Origin of the sequence: Desulfosporosinus acididurans, from assembly GCF_001029285.1 — a bacterium.
Taxonomy (GTDB): Bacteria; Bacillota; Desulfitobacteriia; order Desulfitobacteriales; family Desulfitobacteriaceae; genus Desulfosporosinus; species Desulfosporosinus acididurans.
This window is the reverse complement of sequence record NZ_LDZY01000007.1, coordinates 77,364-101,558: the sequence shown is the minus strand read 5'-3', so window position 1 is coordinate 101,558 and position 24,195 is coordinate 77,364. Positions and strand designations below refer to the sequence as shown.

18 protein-coding genes are annotated in these 24,195 nt (G+C 44.0%); 4 read left to right on the top strand and 14 right to left on the bottom strand.

Annotated features, from left to right (window positions below):
• Positions 1 to 174 precede the first annotated feature (174 nt).
• From ligA to DEAC_RS11085, 11 genes are all read right to left on the bottom strand, one after another.
• The gene (ligA, locus tag DEAC_RS11135) at positions 175 to 2,142 is read right to left on the bottom strand and encodes an NAD-dependent DNA ligase LigA (protein ID WP_427846265.1); all 1,968 of its coding nucleotides are present in this window, start codon (positions 2,140 to 2,142) and stop codon (positions 175 to 177) included.
• 176 nt (positions 2,143 to 2,318) lie between these two features.
• Positions 2,319 to 3,251 (bottom strand): putative manganese-dependent inorganic diphosphatase, encoded by a 933-nt coding sequence (locus tag DEAC_RS11130; RefSeq protein ID WP_242847132.1) that lies wholly within the window; start codon positions 3,249 to 3,251, stop codon positions 2,319 to 2,321.
• Positions 3,252 to 3,291: 40 nt separating this feature from the next.
• Positions 3,292 to 5,553, bottom strand: coding sequence for a DNA helicase PcrA (pcrA, locus tag DEAC_RS11125; protein ID WP_047810144.1), 2,262 nt, complete (start codon positions 5,551 to 5,553; stop codon positions 3,292 to 3,294).
• A 436-nt stretch (positions 5,554 to 5,989) separates the two neighbouring features.
• Positions 5,990 to 7,822: an ASKHA domain-containing protein gene (locus DEAC_RS11115; protein WP_047810142.1), complete on the bottom strand. Its 1,833-nt coding sequence runs from the start codon at positions 7,820 to 7,822 to the stop codon at positions 5,990 to 5,992.
• A gap of 35 nt (positions 7,823 to 7,857) precedes the next feature.
• A complete protein-coding gene (locus tag DEAC_RS24540) occupies positions 7,858 to 7,983 on the bottom strand; it encodes a hypothetical protein (protein WP_282434447.1) in 126 nt (41 codons plus the stop codon).
• Between the two features lie 62 nt (positions 7,984 to 8,045).
• The gene (locus tag DEAC_RS11110; protein WP_047810141.1) at positions 8,046 to 9,218 is read right to left on the bottom strand and encodes a uroporphyrinogen decarboxylase family protein; all 1,173 of its coding nucleotides are present in this window, start codon (positions 9,216 to 9,218) and stop codon (positions 8,046 to 8,048) included.
• A 358-nt stretch (positions 9,219 to 9,576) separates the two neighbouring features.
• Positions 9,577 to 10,230 carry a cobalamin B12-binding domain-containing protein gene (locus DEAC_RS11105; RefSeq protein WP_047810140.1) on the bottom strand — a complete coding sequence of 218 codons (654 nt, stop codon included), beginning with the start codon at positions 10,228 to 10,230 and terminating at the stop codon, positions 9,577 to 9,579.
• Positions 10,231 to 10,249: 19 nt separating this feature from the next.
• Positions 10,250 to 11,017, bottom strand: coding sequence for a GntR family transcriptional regulator (locus DEAC_RS11100; protein WP_427846263.1), 768 nt, complete (start codon positions 11,015 to 11,017; stop codon positions 10,250 to 10,252).
• 142 nt (positions 11,018 to 11,159) lie between these two features.
• Positions 11,160 to 12,551 carry an asparagine--tRNA ligase gene (gene asnS, locus DEAC_RS11095; protein ID WP_047810139.1) on the bottom strand — a complete coding sequence of 464 codons (1,392 nt, stop codon included), beginning with the start codon at positions 12,549 to 12,551 and terminating at the stop codon, positions 11,160 to 11,162.
• Between the two features lie 100 nt (positions 12,552 to 12,651).
• A complete protein-coding gene (locus DEAC_RS11090; protein WP_047810308.1) occupies positions 12,652 to 14,700 on the bottom strand; it encodes a methyl-accepting chemotaxis protein in 2,049 nt (682 codons plus the stop codon).
• A gap of 180 nt (positions 14,701 to 14,880) precedes the next feature.
• Positions 14,881 to 16,701, bottom strand: a complete 1,821-nt coding sequence (locus tag DEAC_RS11085) for a MutS family DNA mismatch repair protein (protein WP_242847131.1) — start codon at positions 16,699 to 16,701, stop codon at positions 14,881 to 14,883.
• Between the two features lie 239 nt (positions 16,702 to 16,940).
• Here DEAC_RS11085 and DEAC_RS11080 point away from each other — a divergent pair, with 239 nt between their 5' ends.
• The 3 genes from DEAC_RS11080 to DEAC_RS11070 all read left to right on the top strand — a co-directional run bounded on the left by DEAC_RS11080 (position 16,941) and on the right by DEAC_RS11070 (position 20,336).
• Entirely contained in the window at positions 16,941 to 18,326 is a 1,386-nt protein-coding gene (locus DEAC_RS11080) for an ATP-binding protein (protein ID WP_047810137.1), read from the top strand.
• Positions 18,327 to 18,400: 74 nt separating this feature from the next.
• The gene (locus DEAC_RS11075) at positions 18,401 to 18,670 is read left to right on the top strand and encodes a hypothetical protein (RefSeq protein WP_047810136.1); all 270 of its coding nucleotides are present in this window, start codon (positions 18,401 to 18,403) and stop codon (positions 18,668 to 18,670) included.
• Between the two features lie 52 nt (positions 18,671 to 18,722).
• Positions 18,723 to 20,336 (top strand): ABC-F family ATP-binding cassette domain-containing protein, encoded by a 1,614-nt coding sequence (locus tag DEAC_RS11070; protein ID WP_047810135.1) that lies wholly within the window; start codon positions 18,723 to 18,725, stop codon positions 20,334 to 20,336.
• Positions 20,337 to 20,548: 212 nt separating this feature from the next.
• Here the strand turns inward: DEAC_RS11070 and DEAC_RS11065 are convergent, their stop codons facing one another.
• The 3 genes from DEAC_RS11065 to DEAC_RS11055 are packed head-to-tail and all read right to left on the bottom strand — an operon-like array spanning position 20,549 to position 22,381.
• Positions 20,549 to 21,055, bottom strand: coding sequence for a GDYXXLXY domain-containing protein (locus tag DEAC_RS11065; RefSeq protein ID WP_047810134.1), 507 nt, complete (start codon positions 21,053 to 21,055; stop codon positions 20,549 to 20,551).
• The gene (locus DEAC_RS11060) at positions 21,052 to 22,122 is read right to left on the bottom strand and encodes a DUF2157 domain-containing protein (RefSeq protein ID WP_047810133.1); all 1,071 of its coding nucleotides are present in this window, start codon (positions 22,120 to 22,122) and stop codon (positions 21,052 to 21,054) included. The genes DEAC_RS11065 and DEAC_RS11060 overlap by 4 nt, the downstream gene beginning before the upstream one ends.
• Before the next feature lie 37 nt (positions 22,123 to 22,159).
• A complete protein-coding gene (locus DEAC_RS11055) occupies positions 22,160 to 22,381 on the bottom strand; it encodes a hypothetical protein (protein WP_047810132.1) in 222 nt (73 codons plus the stop codon).
• Here DEAC_RS11055 and DEAC_RS11050 point away from each other — a divergent pair, their 5' ends adjacent.
• Entirely contained in the window at positions 22,382 to 24,109 is a 1,728-nt protein-coding gene (locus DEAC_RS11050) for a sigma-54 interaction domain-containing protein (RefSeq protein ID WP_047810131.1), read from the top strand.
• Positions 24,110 to 24,195: the final 86 nt, after the last annotated feature.

The window sequence follows — 24,195 nt, the reverse complement described above, 5'->3', positions numbered from 1 at the left end:
AAATTCACCTTCCTTTGACTATTTTTTCGCTATCTATTTATAATAGCAAATCTGGAAGATTGGGGCAACATATGCAAAACATGCAAATAGGACGGTTCTTTGGGACATCCCACCAGGATGCCCCAAAGAACCGTCCCTGGTTCCTTTTCCATTCTTCTTCAACGTTTTTATCCCCTAGTCCTGCTGTTTCAGCAAGACCTCAAACTGATCTTCTGATAATACTTGTACTCCGAGTTCTTGGGCTTTGGTCAGCTTGGAACCGGCTTTCTCCCCGGCTATAACAAAAGCTGTCTTTTTACTCACCGAGCTCGCTGCTTTACCGCCGTGATCTTCAATAACTTTTTCAATCTCCCGTCGGTCCCAGCGTTCTAAAGAACCCGTGACAACAATACTTTTGCCGGCAAAAATTTGCGGTTTTGATGCCTTTTCAGCCGTCATATCAACTCCGGCCCGGCTCAATTTTTCAATAAAGAGTTTAGTACTCTCCAAACTGAAAAAATAAACGAGGTTTTCTGCCATAGTCGGACCGATGTCAGGGATTTCTTGTAATTCTTCCAGAGACGCATGCATAAGCTGCTCCATTGACCCGAATCTCTGAGCCAGAACTTTGCCTGCCTTTTCTCCCGTATGACGAATTCCCAGGGCGAAAAGCAAAGGCCCCAAGCCCCTGGTCTTGCTTTCCTGAATGGCCTTTAAGAGGTTTTCAGCCGATTTCTTGCCCATCCGTTCAAGCGGGATGAGCTCTTCGAAGGTTAAGGAATATAGATCTGCCGCATCGGATATCAGATTGGCGTCGAGCAGCTGTTGAATCACCGCAGGCCCCAGACCATCGATGGCCATGGCATCACGAGAGACAAAGTGAATAATTCCCTCCCGTTGCCTTGCCGGACAGGTGATACTTTGACAGCGATAGGCTACTTCACCTTCATCTTGGCGGACAGGGCTCTGACATTCCGGACAATATTCCGGCATGACAAAAATTCTTTCTTCTCCCGTTCGTTTCTCCGGCAGCATCCTTACGACTTCAGGGATGACATCACCGGCCTTTTGCAGCAGAACATGATCACCAATGCGAATATCTTTCTGGCGAATGTTATCAAGATTATGAAGAGTCGCCCGGCTCACCGTAGACCCTGCTACTAAAACAGGTCTCAGGACTGCCGTAGGCGTTAAAACTCCCGTTCGGCCGACACGAATGAGAATATCTTCGACAACCGTTTCTACTTGTTCGGCAGGAAATTTATAAGCAATTGCCGAACGAGGACTTTTGGCCGTAAAGCCCAATTCTTGTTGAACAGCAAAGTCATTTACTTTAATAACAAGTCCATCGATATCATAAGAGAACCCGTGACGTTCCGAGGACATTTTTTCACAATAAGCAATAACTTCTTCGATGGTCTGAAAAATTTTATATTCCGGATTAACAACAAACCCTTGTTCTTTTAAAAACGCAAGGACTTCCCTTTGGTTATGTAAGCCTAGCTCATTTGCTCCTAACACCTGATAGGCAAAGTAGTCCAGCTTCCGCTGAGCCGTTATTTTGGAGTTTAATTGGCGCAGAGATCCAGCAGCTGCATTACGGGGATTGGCGAACGTTGACAGCCCTTCCTCCTCCCGTTCCTGATTCAGACGGGCAAAAGAGGCCTTAGGCATATATCCTTCTCCCCGGACACTTAGCCCTGGCACCTCGTCTTTTAAGCGCAAGGGGATAGATTTAACCGTCTTCACATTGGCGGTAATATCCTCACCCACTTCACCATCACCGCGAGTTGCCCCCACCGCCAGCAGACCGTTCTCGTAGGTAAGAGCAACAGTTAAACCATCAATCTTAAGTTCCACCACATAGTCAACAGACGATGTCACTTGACGCACCCTGCGGTCAAACTCCCTCAGGTCTTCTGCGGAAAAGGCATTATCTAAACTAAGGAGAGGTTCCAAATGACGTACTTTAGAGTACTCTTTGGCAACCTCTCCCCCGACTCGTATAGTTGGAGAATCGGGAGTAACCCAGTCCGGATGTATCGCTTCTAGGCTCAGCAATTCGCGCATGAGGGCATCGTAGTCCGCATCAGTCATGGTGGGTTGATCCAGCAGGTAGTACTGCTTATTCGCAGCCTCTATCTCTTCCCTCAGCCATCTCATACGCTCGAATTCATCCTGCACCAAAATTTCCTCCCGTCTCCTTATTATGTTGCTTTATATTTATCCTATTTTTAAGGCCCCCACTTCTATAAGTGGGGGTAGGTCCTTCGTAAACTTCAGGTGGGGTAGAATCCCCATCTGAAGCCCCGAAGTTCAGCTTTAGCTGAACGAGTTCACTAGTTCGCTGAAAAATAAGTTGTCATTGGCGGAACAACTTGTTTTTTACGGGACAGAACACCTGGAAGCTCAACGCTGCCATTTACGAGTTCTTTGCCGAAAGCTTTAGCAACTTCTTCCGGCTTATCCCCTTTAACGATCAATTCGGTATAGTCACTTAAAATATCGGTAACCATTAAGCAGATATAACGCAGGCCTTGAGCAACACGATAGTCTTCAAGTCCTTTATTTAAGTTTGCCCGTACGTCTTCAAATCCATCCATGCCCATTAAGCTGACTTGACCGACACCAATCTTGTTGGATCCCATGGTGAAGGCTTTGAAGTCTTCTTCAATCATGCTTTGCGGGGTACGCTCAGCGATATTGGAACCGGCTTTGAACATTTCAACACCAAAGGTTTTGGGATCAACGCCGGCAATAGCTGCCAGTTCAGCAGCAATAACTTTATCCGACTCAGTGCAGGTTGGGGATTTGAAAATAACTGTATCGGAAAGAATTGCAGACAGTAAGATACCAGCGATAGCTTTTTCAGGCACTAAACCTTTTTCCTTGTAGGCTTGAGCAACAATGGAGCAGGTAGAGCCAACTGGTTCGATCCGTACATAAAGAGGCTCAGCGGTTTGGAATCCGCCAACTTTGTGGTGGTCAACGATTTGTACAAGCTGAGCTTGATCTGCACCTGCAACAGCTTGACCATATTCATTGTGGTCTACAAGGATAAGTTTTTGTTTAGCTTCAACAGACCCTAAAACTTCAGGAACTGCAACTCCATAATAGTTGAGAACAAACTCAGTCTCTTTATTGATTTTGCCTGCTGTAGCAGGAACACAATTTTCAGCGCCGGTAAGTTCATTTAAACGAGCTAAAGCAATTGCGGAGCAAACTGAATCTGTATCTGGGTTTTTATGACCAACAATATAAATCTTATCCATTATAACACCTAAACCTTTCTCATTAAAATTTCAAATGCATTTAGAGCTTCGTTAGTTTGGCATATTCCGCCAGGAGTTTTCTAATTCCAATTCCACCGTCAAATACAATTGTCAATTCTGCTTGATTTCCTTCACCCTTGATTGAGACAATAATTCCTCGTCCGAATTTTGCATGCTCAACCTTTTCTCCTACGTGATGAGCCTCACCTCCTTTAATGACGACCGGGCTGCCAAAATCCTTCTCCCAGGTGCCAGACCCCAAAGGGGTTCTCCGATCCGGCTTGCCCTCCTGTCTCTGAAATGCTTTGGGTGAAGTATTTGAACGCAGTTTAGGCGGATCGAGTGGATCGATATCCGTCATTAGTTCTGACGGAATCTCCTCTAAAAACCGCGAAGGTGGATTATATTGGGTTTTGCCATAAAGCATACGCATCTCTGAATTACACAAGTAAAGTTTTTCACGTGCCCGTGTGATAGCTACATAACAGAGTCTCCTCTCTTCCTCCAATTCAGAGGGATCAAGAAAGGACCGGCCGCTGGGAAAAATTCCCTCTTCCATACCGACGACGAAAACGACAGGATATTCCAGACCTTTGGCACTGTGCATCGTCATTAGGGCAATGGATTCTTCCGTTGGATCCAGCTCATCAATATCCGCAACCAAAGACACTTGTTCTAAAAAGCCGCTGACTCCGCCGAGGCTCTGCTCTGCTTCTCCGTCGGCCTCAGCTTGAGCAGCCAAGGCATCAAACTCCGTCGTAACGGACAGAAGCTCCAACAAGTTTTCCAAACGAGCTTCGGCCTCCGGTGAATTATCTGCTTCAAGAATGCTTTGGTAGCCAGTCTTGTTCAAAATTTCCTTAACTAAGTCAGTCACCGTGGCATTTTTAGAAAACTCAACTAACCCTTGCATTAAATGGGCAAAAGCCAGTAAGGGTTTCTTGGCCCGAGCCGTTAATTCGGGAATATAATCTGCTTCCAGAATTGCATCAAGAATGGGCATCCCTTGCTCAGTGGCATATTCCAAAATTTTCTCCAAGGTACTTTCTCCCAAGCCCCTTTTGGGAACATTGAGTACCCGGGCAAAGCTGACTTGGTCTGAAGGGTTATAGATAACCCTCAAATAGGCCAGCATATCTTTAATCTCTAAGCGCTGATAAAATTTCAAGCCTGAAAAAATCCGGTAGGGCAAAGCCGCTTTCATCAGCTGTTCTTCCAAGATCCGAGATTGAGCATTCGTACGGTAAAGAATTGTAAAATCACTGTAGGGACGACCTTCCAGTTCATGCAAACGCTGAATCCGTTCCACCACATATCTTGCTTCATCCCGTTCATCATTGCTGACATAACAAACGATAGGCTGCCCTTCCGAATTCTCTGTCCAGAGAGATTTTTCCTTACGTCCTTCATTATTCCTGACAACAGCATTAGCAGCATCAAGAATTTTTTGAGTAGACCGATAATTCTGTTCGAGCTTAATGACTTTAGCTTCGGGATAATCCCGCTCAAAATCAAGGATATTTTGAATATCAGCCCCGCGCCATCGGTAAACGGACTGGTCATCATCCCCTACCACACAGAGATTGCGATAGCGACTGGCCAGCAGCTTTACCAGCACATATTGGGCATGATTCGTATCCTGATATTCATCAACCATAATATAGCGGAATTTCTCCTGATAATAGTCCAAAACCCTCTCATTTTCTCGGAACAGCTTAACGGTAAGCATAATAATATCATCAAAATCAAGGGCATTATTCGTCCGCAGTTTTTTCTGATAATCCCGGTACAGATCAACGACTTTACTCTGGAAATAATCACTGGCCTGGCTGGCAAATCCTTCAGGGTCGAGGAGTTTATTTTTGGCATCGCTGATCACTGCAGCGACACTGCGCGGAGAAAATTTCTTTTCATCCAGATTCTTTTCCTTCAAGCATCCTTTGATCAAGGCCAATTGATCCCCCGCATCATAGATGACAAAATTCCGGGTATAGCCGGGCATATGCTCAATATCCCGCCGCAGAATGCGTACACAAGCTGAGTGGAAGGTGCTGACCCAAAGTCCCCGACCCTCACTGCCCACGAGGGCAGTCACTCGATCCCGCATCTCTTTAGCTGCTTTATTCGTAAACGTAATCGCTAAGATATCACCCGGTTCAATGCCCCGGGCAATTAAGTGAGCAATTCGGTAAGTAAGCACCCGAGTCTTCCCTGATCCTGCACCGGCCAGAATAAGAAGCGGCCCTTCCTGATGCTCAGCAGCTTCTCTTTGTACTGAATTCAAATCGTCTAACCGATACATTAACCACTCCACCTCACTTCTTGTACATATTATAACATACTGTTCTCCTGACTGTTGCTTGATTTCAAAAGGGCAGTTTCCTTAAGAGGACTCATTATAATTTTTTTCTATATCAAGCAGTAATGATTGTTATAATGAAACCCTCATCGCGGACCGTTTATTCCAGTATTTTGCAGCATATTGTCCCTTGCTGGAAAAATTGACTGGAATATTCCTGTCTTTTAGCCATATATTGCTCATCCCCTCTATTCTTACATGCAAATTCCCTCAAAGTAACATAAATAAGGTTAATGGAGACATACTTTGTTCCATTAACCTTACTAGTTTTTTCGATTCTCTCGAGATAGATCGGACTGAAGGATGGACTCCACTCCAGCTGAAGCAAGGTATGGGAACCACCCCCGCATGTAGAAGAACCAAGCTTTTGAAGCTGCGATCAAAAAATCCCCTCAAAAGCGAGACCTTTCAAAAATTCGTCCTGGAATTCCTTCTTATTGGAAAGCTCAATATGCTCTGCCTGTTTAGCCATTGTCTCAGCCCGTATTCGCTCCTCAAGGGAAAGCAAGGCCATTTTGGCTCCATCGCCGGCAGCATTGCCAATAGCATGAATTTTTTCCAAGGGCAATGGCGGCAATAACCCGATTCCCAGAGCACTTTCTTTCTTGATATAATTGCCAAAAGCCCCTGCCAGGAGCACCCGGTCAATCTCTAAAGGAGTAATTCCCATTTCTCTGACAAGAAGCGTGATCCCCGCGCTGATTGCCCCTTTAGCCAATTGCAGTGCTCGAATATCCTTTTGGGAAAGAACAATATCCTCACCGCTGGCCGTATCGCATCCCCAAGCAAGTACAAACTCGTTCGTCCGTTCACCTTTTCGCAATCTCTCGCGTACCCGCGGAGGCAATTGTTCCAGTTCTTCCGGTTCACTGGCATAACGTCCCGAAGAAGTAATAACCCCGGCCTTAAACATTTCGGCGATGGCATCAATCAGACCGGATCCGCAGATACCCCGAGCTTTTCCTTCCCCGATAATCTTTAATTCCACATCCGCAGTTATGTTTACACCTTCGATCGCACCTTCTGCAGCCCGCATTCCATAGCGGATTTCCGCTCCTTCGAAGGCCGGCCCGGCTGCCGTTGAACAGGTCAGAATCCTGCCCTTACCGCTGAGGACCATCTCGCCGCTTGTTCCAATATCAACAATGAGGCTGACCCCCTCTAAACGATCAGCTCCTGCCGCTAACATAACTCCCACAGTATCCGATCCCACATAACCAGCCACATTCGGCAAGACTACGACTCGCCCGGCAGCAAGGATATCAAGACCTAGCTCTTGAGCTTCAACATCAACCATTTGCTGAAAAACTGGGATAAAAGGGGCGGGAGCTAAATAGGTGGGATCAATACCTAAAAACAGATGGGCCATTGTTGTGTTGCCAACAACCACAGCCTGATAGATTTCTTCTGGGGGAATTTTGTTTTCCTGACACAGCTTAGCAATGATTTTATTAAGTCCGTCCATCACTTTCCTTTGAACTTCTTGCAATTTCTCAGTACCACCCGCCGCGTAGGTTATACGCGAGATAACATCGGCTCCGTAAATCTGCTGCGGATTTGTCATGGCAGCGCTGTCCACGACAACACCCTGAATTATATCCAAAAGGTAGACGACTACCGTCGTGGTGCCGATGTCAACAGCGATACCATAGCCTAGGCTTGAGGTATCATGGGGTTCTACAGCTATCAGTCTGTTGCCATCCATCACTGCGGTAATCTGAAAGCCACTATCGCGCAATACTTTTGCCAAGGTTGCCGCAGCGAAACGGCTAAAACAGATGGATTTCGTTCCTGGTAAAGAAGAAACCAAGCGATCCCAATCGGACATTTGATCCTCAACCGTCGGCCGCGAAAGTTTAAGGGGATGCTTCGTTATACTGGGACCCAAAGCAATTTGCTGCAGCTCGGCAAAATCCGTCTTCCGCTGATAAACGTCTTTCTGTTCTTCAAGATGAAGCACTGCGTTCTGTGTAAGAGTATGTTGGCAGGCCAGGACCCAGCCGGCCTCCAATTCTGAAACAGTTAAAAACTTCTTTTCAGCCAACGTGGGAGAATAAGGGGTATCGGTCTTGACTTGAACTTTACATTTCCCGCAGGTTCCTTTACCTCCGCAGTTGCTCTCAACTTGTCTCCCGGCTAAGCCAATTGCTTGTAAAATGGTTGTTCCAGCCTCAACTTGGACAACTTTGTTCGAAAACTTGATGTCAAGCATCTCTGTCACTCCTTCAGGAACTATTTTTATCTAGATTAACGTTGGACCCAAAACCAAATAAAATTGTAGGCAAAATCATCTAATTTCTCCCATTCTTTTTTTACAATTTCCTCATTTCCAGGAAAATCTCCAAGTTCTTCAAGTTTTAATTCCCAAGGCACACAAACGCCCGGCTTGGGGTTAATAAGTGTTTTGTCCTTATCATGGATTTTCCTCCTATCTTCTAATAAACGCCGAATTCCCGGGCAGCTTCGATCATGGCGATGAGATTTTCCTGTTTAGCATCTCCCATGATGATCCCGCCGGAATCTAAAATAAACCCACCGTCACAGCCTAATTCGTCCATAGATCTTTTTACCTGCTCCCGAACCTTTTCCGGAGTTCCATAGGTTAACAGGGTCGTAGGGACTCCACCCTGCAGACAGAACCTGCCGCCCAAAATTTCTTTGGCTTTCTTGGCATCTGTCGTATCAATTTGAAAGATAATACTTCGCTCAGGTAATTCAGCAATTTTCTCTAGATACGGAGTCCAATCACCTTCGGCATAAAATAACATCCGTTTGCCTTTGGCCCACAAACCTTCAATCGTCGCCTTCAAGGAAGGCCAGTAGAATGTTTTCCATTGATGGGGATTAAGGAAAGGATATGCGCCGCGATGCAAAGGGGCAAAGCAGGGGAACCGGGTATCTGCTCCGGCACCGGCCAAACCACAATTAACGTTATGGGGAATTATGGCCTCACAAGCGGCTAATACCTTCTCCGGACGGCGGTGCAGGTCCAAAAGAATTCCTTTCATACCTCTCAGAGCATCCCCCAGAGTATCGAAAGGGGCTTTCGTAAATCCGGTTCCCTGCCCAACGATTCCCTGTTCTTTGGTCCATTTTTCGTAAGCAGCTGCCGTTATGCTTCCGGACATCGCAAAAGCGGCTGCCCCTTTGATGAGAGCGATCGTTGAGCGATATGATCCCGGATTGGCTAGTTCAGTACTTATGTTAGGCAAAAAATGATTAACCAGCCATTCCGTCGGGCTGGCGGTAAATTCATCATAATCATCGGCCTTCATATATTCTTCTTCATTGTATTGAAAGGTTGAGTTTTCATCGACACCGATACCAGGGAATTTATACAATTTCGAACCCATAGCATCAAACATCGGCGGCCACCACAAACATGGCCCGCCCTTAAAAATGTCAAAATCTAAGCCCGGCAGCATTTCCGAGACGATTGAGTTACTTTTATCAAGATCATAATAAATTTCCTCGAAGGTCGTTCCTTTATATTTGACAACCCACTCCCCGACACCGAAGGCAACGGGAACCATATCCGGTTGTCCGCAATCCATAGCAGTAATGTAACGATCTAAGCGTTGTTGATAAAGGGTTCCCTTATCGTTCATCGTCTCTTATCCCCCTTCCTCTTAAAAACAGCCGAGTCCATATCAGAAGCCCTAAAATACTTTAAGAAATAGCGGCTGAACACCAATCGCTCGATTGACCTTAAGACTGCTTTGCCGTTGAAGATACAAAATTTAGTTCAAAATAGATTAACCCTACATACAAAACGGTATTGGCACCATTGTAGTAGGGATATTAATGGTTTCATAACATACTCCTATAGTTAACCCTTTCGGCAATTTTCAGAGTAATCATTTTTGTTCGGAATGTATAGAACAGTTAGTTTGTTGAAATATTATCACAACTCATTCACAGGGTCAACTAAGCGTTTGGAAGAATTACACAGAAAAGGGGTCGGTCTCATGATTGCGAGGCCGAACCCTTTTCGACTCCTAAAACATTACGGTAGATCTTTAAGGCTTCTGTTACATCGTTAGCGTAAAAATCTGCCCCCGTGTATTCTTTGACCTGCTGATTAACCGGATATCCACCGACCACAACTTTCACTTGATCTCTGAGTCCTGCATCAATGAGCAGATCCACAACTTTTTTGATCGATCCTACGCAAAAGGATAGCAAAACACTGATTCCTAAGATAGCGGCCTTTGTTTCGCTCACTGCCTGAACAAATCTCTCGGGCGTCACATCAACACCCAAGTCGGTCACTTCATAACCGGAAGAACGCAAAAGATAAATAATTATATTCTTACCCAAATCATGAATATCGCCTTCAATGGTACCCATGACGATCGGTTGCAATCCCTTATTGGAGCCCTTGGCGGGGATATGCGGTTCCAAAATTCTCATAACTTCTTTAAGAATCTCTTCGGACATGATAAGATCCGATAAAAAGTAATCGCTGTCACTGTACTTTTCCCCGACTATTTCCACACCCTGCCGGCAGCTCTCAATGATATCAACAGCGCTGCAGCCGGCCTGAATTCTTTCGTTTACCAACCTTAACGTCTTTTCTTCATCAAGATTTGCCATCGCTATTTGTAGTTCGTCTTCCACCTTATGGACCCCCAATTAGCTAGTCTTTTTTGTACCAGCCATCATAGCTGGTTAGTTTATAGCGATCTCCTCTGTAAACAGCTTTACTCCACCCCACTGGTTTAAGGTCTGAATTATAAATTGTCTGCTCAATCAGAAAAACCGGGGCCTGAGGAGGGATTCCAAGAATTAAGGCTTCTTCTTGGGTACAAGACGCAACCTGTAAAACCTTCTTCGAACTCATCGGTACATATTCCGTATGCGCTGCTATTAGGCCCGGCAAACTGGGGTCTTTCAGTTCTGATTCAAGGATCGGTTTACTTTTACTATAGATTGTGTATTTTACCTCATAAGACAGCCGTTCATTTTCAGCAGCAAGGACCGTCCGAAAAAACAAAAACCTTTTATCATCCCCCTGAATCTCAAACCTTGCCTTAAGGGTTTCGTCTGCCCTGACAATTTTAGCTTCCAAGAGAGTTGTTTTATAATTAAGGCCTCTTTTTTTCACTTCTTGACTAAAATCATTTAATTCAAAAACGATATTATCCAGTTTGGGAGTCGCTACAAACGTACCTTTTCCCTGCTGAGCATAAACCATGCCCGCTGCCACCAGCTCAGAAATTGCCCTCCGTACTGTCATTCGACTTATTTCGTAGCGCATAGCGATATCGTTTTCTGTCGGTAATGACTCTCCCGGTTTTAAATCTCCTCGGCGAATCTGTCCCTCAAGCAGCTTAAAAAGCTGGTAGTATATGGGGATAACTGAATTTTTATCGATGACTGTTTCTTCTTGACTCACCCAAAACACCTATTCCTGCTTATAATTGTCTGCTATATTGCGAATTTTTTTAAGTTTAACATGCTAAAATATGGGTGTCAATCATCATAAAAGGGTGAAGGAAACCTCCTTCACCCTAGCCGGCTGCTCTATTTAGCAGCGTCGAAAAGGCTTAAAACTCACACATGTTGGCAGTTCTTGGGAACGAAATGACATCGCGAATATTTGACATTCCCGATAAATACATAATAACCCGTTCAAAACCCAGACCATAACCCGCATGTTTGACACCGCCATACCTGCGCAGATCAAGGTACCAGTAATAATCCTCTTCCTTTAAACCAAACTCTTTCATTCTGTTTTCCAAAACCTCGAGGCGCTCTTCCCGCTGGCTTCCGCCAATAATCTCTCCAACTCCAGGAACAAGGAGATCCATAGCCGCAACAGTCTTATTATCATCATTGAGACGCATGTAGAACGCTTTAATGTCCTTAGGATAATCAGAGACAAAAACAGGTTTTTTGAAGATCTTTTCTGTCAGGTAACGTTCGTGCTCTGTTTGCAGGTCTATTCCCCAGTGCACCGGATATTCAAACTCAGTATTTACCTTTTCCAGGAGTTTGACAGCTTCAGTATAGGTAATATGGCCGAAATCGGAGTTCAAGATATTTTCCAAACGTTCAAAGAGTGTTTTGTCCACAAATTTGTTAAAAAAGGCCATTTCCTCAGGAGCATTATCTAAGGCATAGCGGATAATATATTTCATCATCTCTTCAGCCAGTTTCATATTATCAGCGAGTTCCGCAAAGGCAATCTCCGGTTCAATCATCCAGAACTCTGCGGCATGTCTGGCCGTATTAGAGTTTTCAGCACGAAACGTAGGGCCAAAAGTATAGACGTTGCGAAAAGCCATACAATAGGTCTCCACATTGAGCTGGCCGCTGACTGTTAAGCTCGTTTCCTTCCCAAAAAAGTCCTCACCATAGTTAACAGTTCCCGCGTCATTCCTTGGAGGGTTCGCCGGATCTAAAACCGTGACCTTGAACATTTCTCCGGCACCTTCGGCATCGCTCCCCGTAATGATAGGGGTATGCACATAAACAAAGCCCTTCTCCTGAAAGAACTTATGAATTGCATAAGCTACCACAGAACGAACTCGAAAAACTGCAGCAAAAGTATTTGTTCTAGGACGCAAGTGAGCAATTGTCCGCAAGTATTCGAAAGAATGACGCTTCTTTTGTAAGGGATAATCCCCTCCCGCAAGAGCCAGAATCTCTACATGTTCGGCTTTTAATTCAAAAGGCTGTTTTGCTCCCGGCGATGGAACGAGTGTCCCCTGGACACGAAGCGCTGAACTAATCGTTTGCTTACCAATTTCCAAAAAGTTGTCTAAGCTCTCGTCAAAGACAACTTGAATATTTTCAAAAAAACTACCATCATTAATTTCAATGAACCCGAATGCCTTGGAGGTGCGAATTGTTCGAACCCATCCGGAGATCTCTAGCTTTTGATTGAGAAACGTTTCTGTCTCTCGAAAAATTTGTTTGACGGTAACGGCTTGCATAGTCTTCCTCCTCAAAAATCCCAGTGAGAGTTACGAATTTCCTAAGTCTCAATTATACCTTATTGATATTCCAACTTCAAATGGCCGTATAGGATTACCGTTAATAAACAAATCTCATGCTTTGAGTTTTCAGGTCTTCCATCAATCGAATCAACTGTTCAACACTATCACGAATTGAAGTAACCGTTGCACTCATTTCTTCAGTTGAAGCTGCAATTTCCTCTGCTGCTCCGGCATCTTCTTGAGACATGTCACTAATCACTTGTATCGAGCGTGTTATTGTTTCACCCATTCGAACAACCTGCTGAACCTCTTGTGACATGATCTCTAATAAGCCGGAAACATCTCGCATCCCCTGAAAGATATCCATGAACTGTTGTAAGGCCTGATTACCAATACCGACTTGTTCCTGGATCAGGGAGAATGCTTCTTCTGTTGAGAGGGCTGAAACCTCAACGTTTCCAGTCACTTGATCGATTAATTCTGCAATCTGGGCAGCACTTTGCCGTGATCCTTCTGCCAGTTTTCGGACCTCCTCAGCCACAACGGCGAATCCCCGCCCGGCTTCCCCGGCACGAGCGGCCTCAATCGCAGCGTTGAGAGCAAGGAGATTGGTTTGATCAGAAATTCCGGAGATAATTTGTGTAATTCCGCGAATTTGCCCTGTCTGATCTTTGAGACTATGACTTACAGTTTGAATTTCTTCCACTTTAGAGGCTGAAACACTCATCTTTGCAGCTAAGTCCTTCATCATTACCTCTCCCCGCTGTGTACGCTCTGTTACAACACCATTACTGCGTGAGATACGCTCCATATGTTCGGCCAATGATCCGACACTTTGATTAATTCCTAAACTTTGTTCTCCTATTTCGCTTGTACTTTGGGCAATCTTTTGAGCTCCAACAGCAACCTGATTGATACTCTCGGCCACTTGTTCCACTCCGGAAGATGTTTGATCTGTTGCCGCTGAAATTTCTTTAGTCGACTCTTCAACACGGCTTAAGGCTTTATTGATTGAAAGACACGTATCCTTCGTGTTTCCAACCATTTTTTTCATAGCCTGAGCCAGAGTCCCTAACTCTCCGAACCAGTCGTCTTTAATAACAGTTCTTAAATCACCGGTCGCTAAGGTTTCCGCATTTTGAGCTAATTCAATCAGCGGACGTGTGAAACTTCGTGAAAATATGTAACCTGAAACCAAGCCTAAGATAAGAACCAGCAATCCGATGAAGACAGCCCACTGGATTAAAGCCTTTAATTGTTGAAGCACCGCTCCCCGCGAGAGAACAGCTTTAATGTATCCTTTCACCTGACCTTGATAATCCTTAAACGGAATGAGCAGGATATTAGACTGTCCATCCTCACTCACCACAAATTGAGATTGCCCATTAACAAGTTGTTTGACTCGATCCTCAGGGACTGGGTAATTGTCTTTACCAATACCCGCCAGCAATCCTCCATTTGTTTTCACACTTTTGACTAACGATGCCGAGGGATCAAGCAGGTAAATGAAATACTCTCCGGGGTTCTTCGTCTGCAGGGTTTTTAAAAAATCATCGCCAAAATCCATGCCATATTCCGCACTGCCCACCCATTGATCCTGGTACTTTACAGGAACTACTACCCGAAAGCCGTAGCCTTCAACACCTTCTTCCAGGCCTTCGACAAGCTTATGATCTGTATTGGCGGCCACAACTGTCGGCCGAATTTTCGAAAGGTCATCACCGAATTTATTAGGAGAATGCGCTCGATAGAAGGAAATGGCCGGAGCAAGATGAAATTGAAGCTGACTAAAACCCTCCTTCTTCACCTCTTGAAAAACAGGCTGAACCAACTGTGCGAGGGCAGTCCTGTCTCGCTCGGCCAAGGCCTTAGCTACGTCCGGGTTCATAGTCAGTGACAACACTGAGGATTTAGCGCGGTCCAGGCGATTGCTGAATTCTTCCTGGATTCCCTGTTCCGCCAGTTTCTCTGTTTGCAGCTCACTCGTATTAAGCATCTTCTCTGCGTTCCAAAGACTCGCCGCGGATAATACGACCACAACAAAAACAATAACGACACCTATTAAAAGAGTTACACGTGTTTTGATTGACATCGAAGGTTGAAATCTTACTTTTCTTTTCTCATTTTGAACACTTTTTTCGCTCATGATGTCCACTTATAAACCTCCTCCTGTAATTCAAAGATAATCGTTTCGAGTTGTTTAGCGATGGAGAAGCATTTTTAATGTAAATAAACGCAGATATTGTCGAACAATTTTACTATATTTTCGCTAAAATAAATGAAATCCAGATGACATAAAAAATGTCATCTGGATTTCATTTATGATTTATTCATCCCCATCAATTCCCGCCATTTTGATTAAATACATGGCATTGCGGGTCGTTGAAACTCCGGGCCGAAGCTTATAGTCAAAAAGGATTTGATTATCTTTATAATACTCCCGGAAATGATAATTGCGGATTTTTCGGTGGTTTTCACGCTCTAAATCACCCAATTCCAAATCATGAGTAGATACCAACCCCATAGCCCCGGCTTTGCTTAGCTGCCGAATCAGGATTTTAGCCCCGGCGTGACGGTCTTCAGAGTTTGTACCTTTAAAGATCTCATCTAAGAGGAAGAAAACTTCTGCATCCTGTTTTGAGGCCTCAACAATTTGTTTTATTCTTAACAACTCCGCATAAAAAGAAGAGACATTCTCCCCTAAATTGTCACGGACTCGCATACAACTGAACAGCCTAAAAAGAGAACAGCCAAATTCCTGAGCACAGACGGGAACTCCGGCATAAGCCATAACCAAGTTAATACCTATCGTTCTAAGCAACGTGCTTTTTCCCGACATATTTGAGCCGGTTATGAGTAAAATCCCGGATTCATTGCTAATGCTCAAATCATTGCAGACAGGATTCTCCAAAAGCGGGTGACCTATCTTTAAGGCCCTGACGCCTGTTTTTTCGGAAGTTAATACCGGCAAACACCACTCCGGATGGTCAGCGGCAGCTATAGCCAGGCTGCAGAGGGCTTCCAATTCTCCAATTGTGTCCACCCATACCTCAAAAGAACGGCCTGACTTTTCCTTCCATGCTTCCAAGGAAATCATACACTGCAGATCCCAGAGGGTAAGAACATTAACGACTAAGAACATAGCATTTCCGCGATTGGCGATCAAATCAGCTAAACGCGAAAGTTCTCTGATCTGTTCAAAAGCTGCCCGTCCATCCCGATCAAGTAAGCTCTTCTTCAGGTTTTGCAGATAATCCGCCTTAAAGGACCTCTTCTCAAACCGTTCTAACATTTTCTCATAAATCCGAATGCCCTCTTTAAAGGTATAAACCGCATTCAGAGATTTTCCCCGTTGCTTACCCAGCAGAAGAATACCTGCTTGAAACATAAGCCCTATTAATGGGTACCAAAAGGATACCGTCTGCTTCCAGAAATATAACATTAAAAACGTCAGGGTTATTAAGGGGAGGGCCCGAGCTGCCAGGAGAATCTCCCGGCGAAGATAGGTCGAATCATAGGTTTTAGCCCAATTAATAATTGTTCCAGGTGAAGTCAACGGACGCTTCGCCAACATTGCTTCAGCCGTAAACCTCTGTCTCCAAGCCATCGTTCCAGCCAGTTCCAGGATAGCAGCCTGCTTTTGGCGAATTGCCGCGCAGCTTTCCGGAAGCTCTGTCAAAGCCAGCTTAAGTTTTTCCCTGCCTCTGTAAGTCTTGGCTGTTGAAATCCATTGATACAGCGAGCTGGTCCCAAAGATATCCAAATCATCGGCATAAGGGTGCTCAGGATCTTCAAAGTCTTGCCCTTGGTCAGTAAACGATTTCCATTCCCCCGTTATACGTTTTAAAGCTTGATCATAATTTTCGCGGAGTACTTGAAGATACCTTTGTTTCCTTTTCCAGGATTGATGCCAAATGACCAAGGCTATGAAGCATGCTAAGGTAATAAAAACAATGCCCTTTGCCCAGAACGGTTTTTGATTGAGGTACAAGATTAGAGCTAAAACCACTCCGGCTAAAAAGGTAAAAAGGCGAAAATTGCTGAGGCGATTGACGTGTTGAGTTATTATTTCCAGCCTTTGACCATAAAAGGCTATTCGTTTTTGATACTTAACTTCGGGAGTTAATCGATTTTTGACCTCTTTCAAAATGCAATCCCCCATACTACGTTATCCATTTACAGAAACAATTTAAGTGCATTATACACTACTGCACCCTTTATAACCACATTTTGGGAAGAAGGATTGTCTTTTGCTTCATCCACTCATTCTTTCTTTCTCTTTTGGGGAGTGCTATACTAAATGTGATTATTTGCCCTTCGCCCCCTTATCCCTGCCCGGGCTAAGGGGGTAATTGATTAAGGGTGCCATTATTGGAGGAGTCATCAATGAATAGAAGCTGCAGCAGCACTAATTTATTTTTATTAGCCCTTGATTCCCTTTCCGTTTACCGTAACCTTTTGGAAGACTCCGTACTTGGAAAACTCAGAGAGTTACTTGCAGGTTTGGAGAAGATGGATCTTCAATTACGGGACATTATTAATTATTACAATGATTTTTACTTCGAGCTTGCTAAGTGCCCTGGGCTTTCCCTCTCTCACCATATCCTTAACCAACTCATTTTTGCAGAAAACTCTTTTTCCTTTAATGCCCAGGCGATGCACCCGTCAATGCCGGAAAATACCCTTGATCAAGCAGTTGTCAGTGACTTGAAAAACCTTGAAACCATAGCCAAGCTTGATTCAACAACCTTAAAAGCCGAAATAGCAAAACTCTATAAAAATAACAACACAGGAAATTATCCAGACGACGCAGGCACTTTCCCGGAATCGCTCCTGCAAATCCTGCCTGATTGGGAGTTTTCTCCGACCCTATTAGTCAATCGCGAACCCGAACATTTACGTACCTTAAAAGAAAAATTTCTTACAAGCACCTGCTGGGGCGATTGCCTGCAAGACCTCAAAGAGTTTCATCGTCAGTATGGGTGCGGTATCTTTGCCCGCAGTATCGCCTTTATTTGGGAGAGAACTGAAGGCCGCGGCAGCCTTAAATGCGTTGAAAGACCCGACCCCATTACCCTGCGTGACTTAGTCGATTACCATGATGAACGTTCCCGGGTTCTGGAAAACACGAGGCAATTTCTTAAAGGCTATCCAGCCAACAACGTGCTTCTCTATGGAGACCGGGGAACCGGCAAATCCTCAACAGTCAAAGCAATCCTCAATGAATATCATCCTCTGGGACTGCGCATGATTGAAATCCCCAAAGCCTTTTTGGCTGATTTCCCCCAAATTCTTCGACTTCTGCATAACCGATCGCAAAAATTCATTCTTTTCGTCGATGATCTGGTTTTTGGAGACAACGAAGAAAACTATACCTCTCTCAAAGCTGTTCTCGAAGGAGGCTTAGAAAGCAAAACCTCCAATATCCTCATCTATGCAACGTCCAACCGCCGCCATCTAGTGAAAGAATATTTCAGCGAAAGAGCTGGCTTACAATCCAGTAATCGTGAGGAAGAAGTTCACGCCGGTGATAGTATGCAGGAAAAGTTATCCCTTGCTGATCGATTTGGCATCAATGTTGTGTTCTCATCTCCGGACCAAAAGCAATACCTCAAGATTGTCGAGGGAATTGCCTCCCACCGAAACTTGGCCATTGATCAGACAACATTACACAAAGAAGCTCTGCAATGGGCTCTTTGGTATAACGGACGTTCAGCGCGCACCGCAAGACAGTTTGTCGACTGGATTGAAGGAGAACTTGCCGGCCATTAAGTCGATGTCGATATATGCATAGTCATTCGTACTGTGACAAACAATGTAATAAATCGATAAAGGAGCTGTCACTTATGGATGACTATTTTAATAACTTTGCTGATACCACCCCCAATTTAAGTTATTTTACACAGCAGCGAGGATTTTATAAAGCCTGCCAATTAATAAGAAACGCCGTATCCACAGGATGTCAATATCCTGCCGGATTTCCCAAAACGATGACCGGCGTTCTCATTTTAAGAAAAATATTGGAGGAAACTGGGCTTTCCCCAATCCCCTTGCGGCTGAAAACAAAATTCCTAGGCTTAAAGGAGATTGCTATTAGCTATATTTTATTAAAATAGCATGTTATAATATGTTTTTAAGCAAAATTCTTTATAAAGGAACGATTTTTTAATGATTAGTACCAGCGGAATTACCCTGAGATTCGGAAAACGCGCCTTATTCGAAGATGTGAATGTTAAATTCTTGCCAGGAAACTGTTACGGCTTGATCGGAGCCAACGGAGCCGGTAAATCTACCTTTTTAAAAATACTTTCCGGGGAACTTGACTCTTCGAGCGGTGAAGTTATCCTAACCCCAGGCGAGCGAATTGGAGTTTTAAAACAGGACCACTTTCAATTCGAAGAGTATGACGTGCTGAAGACAGTAATCATGGGACATGCCAAACTTTACGAAATTATGGAAGAAAAAGATACCCTCTATGCCAAACCCGATTTTTCTGAAGAAGATGGATTAAGGGCTTCTGTTTTAGAAGGGGAATTTGCTGAGCTTAACGGCTGGCAGGCAGAGTCTGAAGCTTCTGAACTCCTGATGGGATTGGGAATTCCCAAAGACCTGCAAAGCAAAAAAATGAAGGATCTGAGCGGTAATGAAAAAGTTCGCGTTCTACTCGCTCAAGCCCTCTTTGGCAATCCTAATATTCTCTTATTGGATGAGCCCACAAACCATTTAGATCTTCAGTCAATTTCTTGGCTGGAAAACTTCTTATATAACTATGAAAATACCGTTATTGTTGTCTCCCACGACCGCCATTTCTTAAACAAAGTTTGTACTCATATTGCCGACATTGATTTTGGGAAAATCCAGCTCTATGTCGGGAATTATGATTTTTGGTACGAGTCAAGTCAATTAGCATTACGGTTAATGAAAGAGGCCAATAAAAAGAAAGAAGATAAGATTGAGGAACTGCAAAAGTTTATCCAACGCTTTAGTTCCAATGCCTCTAAAGCCAAACAAGCCACCTCGCGTAAAAAGCAACTTGAAAAACTGACTCTCGAAGACATCAGACCCTCCTCCCGCAAATATCCTTACATTGCTTTTACGCCTGACCGCGAAGCAGGGAACAACATCTTGTCCGTGAATAACTTAACTGTCAGTATTGACGGGGAAAAGGTCCTTAACAACCTCTCTTTTATCATAAACAAGGGCGATAAAATTGCTTTGGTTGGCCCTAACAGCCAAGCTAAAACAGCCTTATTTAGGGTGTTAATGGGAGAAATAATTCCCGATAACGGTGAATTCAGTTGGGGAATTACAACCACTCAAGCCTATTTCCCTCAGGATAACTCTGCTTACTTTGATACAGATCTTAATTTGGTTGATTGGCTTCGTCAATTTTCCCGCGATCAGGATGAATCCTTTGTGCGCGGGTTTTTAGGGAGAATGCTTTTCTCCGGTGATGAGTCTTTGAAATCAGCCCGGGTTCTTTCCGGGGGAGAAAAGGTCCGCTGTATGTTCGCCAAGATGATGCTTAGCGGCGCTAACGTTCTTCTCTTTGACGAACCGACCAATCACCTGGATATGGAATCGATAACAGCTCTAAATAATTCCCTTACAAATCTGGACGGAAACATTCTTTTTGTCTCCCAAGACCATCAGTTTGTGCAAACGATAGCCAATCGTATCATAGAAATAACTCCCAAAGGAATTGTCGATCGCAGAATGACCTTTGATGAGTATTTAGAAAATGAAGATGTTCGAGCCCTTTTAGAAACAATGTATCACTAAAATAATCAAGAGAGCCGTTGCTTTATGAACTGAAGTTTCTAAAGCAACGGCTTTTTTCTAGTGAACTTGTTCAGCAAAATCTGAACATCCTTTCTTTTATTCCATAACCTGCAAATTAAATTAATTCCTTCTGAGCAAACTATAGTTAATTTGAGCAAATCGGAGGGAAGTTAGTCATGATTAATCAAAAAACTATACAGCGGGATAATCTGCTAACTTGGAGTCAGTCCAACCAAGACTCCGTATCCTCCGAAGACCTTAACCCTTCCTATTAAACCTCCCTGATAGGAGCGTTGCTGAAGATCTTTACCGCTGCCTTGCTCCACAAAATACTTGTCCAAAGAATAGTCTACATAAAATGTACCCGAGGGCGTATAGACATCATTTCTAATTTTTCCTGCCAGATAAAGTCCTTCTTTAGGCTTTGTTTCGCTGACTCGCTCAACTTCATAGAACTTGCCTGCAGGCTTCAGGCTCACATATAGGGTCTTTTTTCTGAGGTTCATCAAGGCGTGGGGAGCCATGGACTCTGGAATTTCTGAAATTGCCAAGTTTATCGAGACGTAATCCCCTCGGAATAAATCCGTCGGATCAACTGCTTTAGTTTGCAGTAAAATTTCCTTTCCCAAAACTACCGTTGCCTCTGGCCTTATCGTCATTGCTGCAAGGATCAAGAGAGGGATTGCTGCTGCTAAAAGAAAGGTTCTTTTTTTAGTCATACTAATATACCCCCTTGTGATCGTTTCATCATTCGTTCAAAGTAATAGCCGAACCCCAGAAGCAATAAACCGCCGACAATAAAAAACAAGGATTTCGGTAAATAAGCGAAGGTATCGATGTAATACCTAAAAATTGTAACGCAGACAAAAATCAAACTTATTAAACTGCCTTTTCTTATTTGCGCAAAGAGCAAGGCGAGAAAAGCCAGAGCAAAAATGATACTTACTAATCGGGTTGACTGCATAGGGATCAGAGCTCGCCAAAACTCCGGAATTGTCAAGCAAACACCGCTTATCCCCAGCAAAATATTGCCCTGCATTTTAAATATTCCCCGCTCCAGCCTATGGTTAACTCCATACATTAAAAGGCCAAGCACAAAGAAGATCGCAACAATATAAAGCCCTTCCAGTTTAAATCTCAAGGAAAGAACCAAAATCAGTTCCAAGGTGACTGCATTGGCAAAGAATACAAGAAGTTTTGATCTGCCAAGGTAGTTGAAGGCAAAATACAAGAGAGGAACACCAATCACGGCTATATAGGGAACGCCCTGCTGAATCGTCCCTGCTAAGTAAATTCCGAAGAGCAGATTAGCAAACAGCATTAAATACTTATCCTTAAGCTGAAATGCCATGGGAACAACTCCTACGGCCCAAAGGAGAAAGGCCCCGGAGAAATCCCCCCCAAAGTTATACATTTGACCGATAAGGAAAATTCCGGCACCGTAGACTAATGTACCCAGATAAATTAAACTCCGTCCTGTCTTGGGATAATGATCTGTTACAGCATATCCCGCAGCATTTGCTGCGCAATAGGTTCCGAATATAATACTGAGCTTTGCTATGTTATTGAGTCCATCCCAGTTACTGGCAATGAAACTTAAAATTCCTAGTCCCACCAGAATTGCGCCAATGGTTACTACAGTCCGTATCAAATTAAGCCCTTCTTTAATTTCATAAAGTTCCAGGATGTCTTTCTTTTGCTGATCACTGATCAACCCGTTCTTTCCATAATAGTCTAACTCAGTGCTGATTAAGGAGAACTTGGTTTTATTAATCGCTCTCTTCATAGTTACCGTTTTCAGCCCCCTTACTTCTTAAAATAAGTTAATCATTTTTTAGCAAAGGATTAATTTTCTCGTTTAAAACAAGTGCGGCTGTTTCAGCGTTGATTTCTCTATTCAAACTTTGGTTACCTATACCTATTCTTAATTGACGGAAAATTTCCTTTCTTTGTCCCATAAACTTTCCGTATGGTTTGACACGAAAATACTCCTTAGTGACAACGGCTTTTCTATATGATAGTTTAAGAGCAAGGGAGTGATACATTTGAACTCATTATTCCTTGCCGACTTAATGGATCGAAATGTTAAGATACTCAACTCTAAACCAACCCTTGCTCAGGCCTCCGAATTGCTTAATTCCCATCATCTTGTTCTGCTACAAAACGGCCAACCCTTTGAAGTCCTTGTTAGAGATTCAAGATCTCTCAATATAGATGCTTCTTCTTGGAAAAAGCCTCTCATTGCTGCCTTAGAAACTAAAGCACTTCCCTTCTTTGACGAACATCTTGAAGATTTGCGTCCGGTGGTTACGCTTGGTCCCTCAGGAAGTGTTATAGGGGTCATTTCAGCTGCCCAGTTAATACATAATCTTTTGAAACATTGTGAAATTACAAACTCATTTTTTGAAACGCTGCTCGATACTGTCAATGAAGCGGTCACCGTTGTTACCAAAGAGGGCACCGTAAGCCATTGGAACTCAGTGGCTCAAGACACCTATTCAATCCCCCAGGAAAACATCCTGGGAAAACATATTACTGACTTCTTCGAACTAGAAACCTTGGCAACCTTAAAAATCTTAGACGAGGGCCGCCCCGTCCGCCAATCTTACCATAGTCCCCGTCCGGGAACCCATGTGCTCATCAATGCTTCTCCTGTCATCTATAACGGAACAATCCTTGGCGCCATATCATGCGAGCAGGACGTTACTCAAATCGTCCGGCTGAACGAAAAACTGTCGAATACAAGCTCCGAACTGCGGGATCTTCAGAAAAAAATCCCCTCTCCTGAAGATCCTTTTAGCAGGATCATTGGCAAGGGGCGGTCCATTCATCATACAATATCTGTTGCCCGCAAAATATCCTCAAGTGAGGCAACTGTTCTGATCACTGGGGAAAGCGGTGTCGGCAAAGAACTTTTCGCCCAGGCAATTCATATGTCCAGCCCCCGCTCTAAAAAACCTTTAATAACCCTTAATTGTGGTGCTATACCCGCAGCACTCTTCGAAAGCGAGCTTTTCGGCTACCACGGCGGAGCTTTTACAGGAGCGGAAAGAAAAGGAAAACCCGGCAAATTGGAGCTGGCTCACGGAGGGACTCTTTTTCTTGATGAAGTTGGGGAATTGCCTCTGGGACTCCAAGTTAAACTCCTGCGTGTTCTCCAGGATCGCTGTTTTTATCGCTTAGGAGGAACGGAGCCCATCACTGTCAATACTCGCATTATTGCTGCCACAAACCGTAATTTAGAAAAAATGATGCAAATGGGTGAATTTCGCGAAGACCTATATTATCGTTTGAATGTTATTACCTTGGAAGTGCCGCCCCTCAGAGAACGTACTGAAGATATTCCTGAATTGGCTCAAACCTTTCTGCACGAATCCGCTCTCAAATACAACCGACCGATGCCATCCCTCGATCCCGCCGTCATCGTCGCCTTTCTCAACTATCACTGGCCCGGCAACGTTCGAGAACTTCACAATGTCGCCGAGCGCTTAGCAGTTTTAGCTGATGAAGGCATCATTGAAACAAAATACTTGCCTTTGGCCCTTAAACGGTCTCAACTTGAGCCCCTTCACTTGTCCGGCTCAATAGGCTCAGGCTCAATACGTTCTCCAATCAGCTTCAGCAATTATAAACAAGATAATGGAGCTAAGGAAATAGAAACTATCTGCAGCATGCTTGAGAGAACCCGTGGCAACAAAACAGCCGCGGCAAAACTTCTCGGCATTTCTCGCGGAACTCTTTATTATAAACTAAAACAGTACAATTTGGGGTAATGAATTCCCAAATCCCCTTTGCTTTCTCATGCTGACGAGAATATTGTCAGACTTTTACGCCTTCTACTAATTCAGAGTCAGTTCCC

What these genes read in the sequence shown, in the direction of transcription:
- asnS (WP_047810139.1), bottom strand. Translation starts at nt 12,551, where the DNA reads ATGCAAGCCGTTACCGTCAAACAAATTTTTCGAGAGACAGAAACGTTT.
- DEAC_RS11065 (WP_047810134.1), bottom strand. Translation starts at nt 21,055, where the DNA reads ATGACTAAAAAAAGAACCTTTCTTTTAGCAGCAGCAATCCCTCTCTTG.
- DEAC_RS11075 (WP_047810136.1), top strand. Translation starts at nt 18,401, where the DNA reads ATGGATGACTATTTTAATAACTTTGCTGATACCACCCCCAATTTAAGT.
- DEAC_RS11130 (WP_242847132.1), bottom strand. Translation starts at nt 3,251, where the DNA reads ATGGATAAGATTTATATTGTTGGTCATAAAAACCCAGATACAGATTCA.
- DEAC_RS11110 (WP_047810141.1), bottom strand. Translation starts at nt 9,218, where the DNA reads ATGAACGATAAGGGAACCCTTTATCAACAACGCTTAGATCGTTACATT.
- DEAC_RS11080 (WP_047810137.1), top strand. Translation starts at nt 16,941, where the DNA reads ATGAATAGAAGCTGCAGCAGCACTAATTTATTTTTATTAGCCCTTGAT.
- pcrA (WP_047810144.1), bottom strand. Translation starts at nt 5,553, where the DNA reads ATGTATCGGTTAGACGATTTGAATTCAGTACAAAGAGAAGCTGCTGAG.
- ligA (WP_427846265.1), bottom strand. Translation starts at nt 2,142, where the DNA reads ATGAGATGGCTGAGGGAAGAGATAGAGGCTGCGAATAAGCAGTACTAC.
- DEAC_RS11055 (WP_047810132.1), bottom strand. Translation starts at nt 22,381, where the DNA reads ATGTATCACTCCCTTGCTCTTAAACTATCATATAGAAAAGCCGTTGTC.
- DEAC_RS11115 (WP_047810142.1), bottom strand. Translation starts at nt 7,822, where the DNA reads ATGCTTGACATCAAGTTTTCGAACAAAGTTGTCCAAGTTGAGGCTGGA.
- DEAC_RS11090 (WP_047810308.1), bottom strand. Translation starts at nt 14,700, where the DNA reads ATGAGCGAAAAAAGTGTTCAAAATGAGAAAAGAAAAGTAAGATTTCAA.
- DEAC_RS11060 (WP_047810133.1), bottom strand. Translation starts at nt 22,122, where the DNA reads ATGAAGAGAGCGATTAATAAAACCAAGTTCTCCTTAATCAGCACTGAG.
- DEAC_RS11070 (WP_047810135.1), top strand. Translation starts at nt 18,723, where the DNA reads ATGATTAGTACCAGCGGAATTACCCTGAGATTCGGAAAACGCGCCTTA.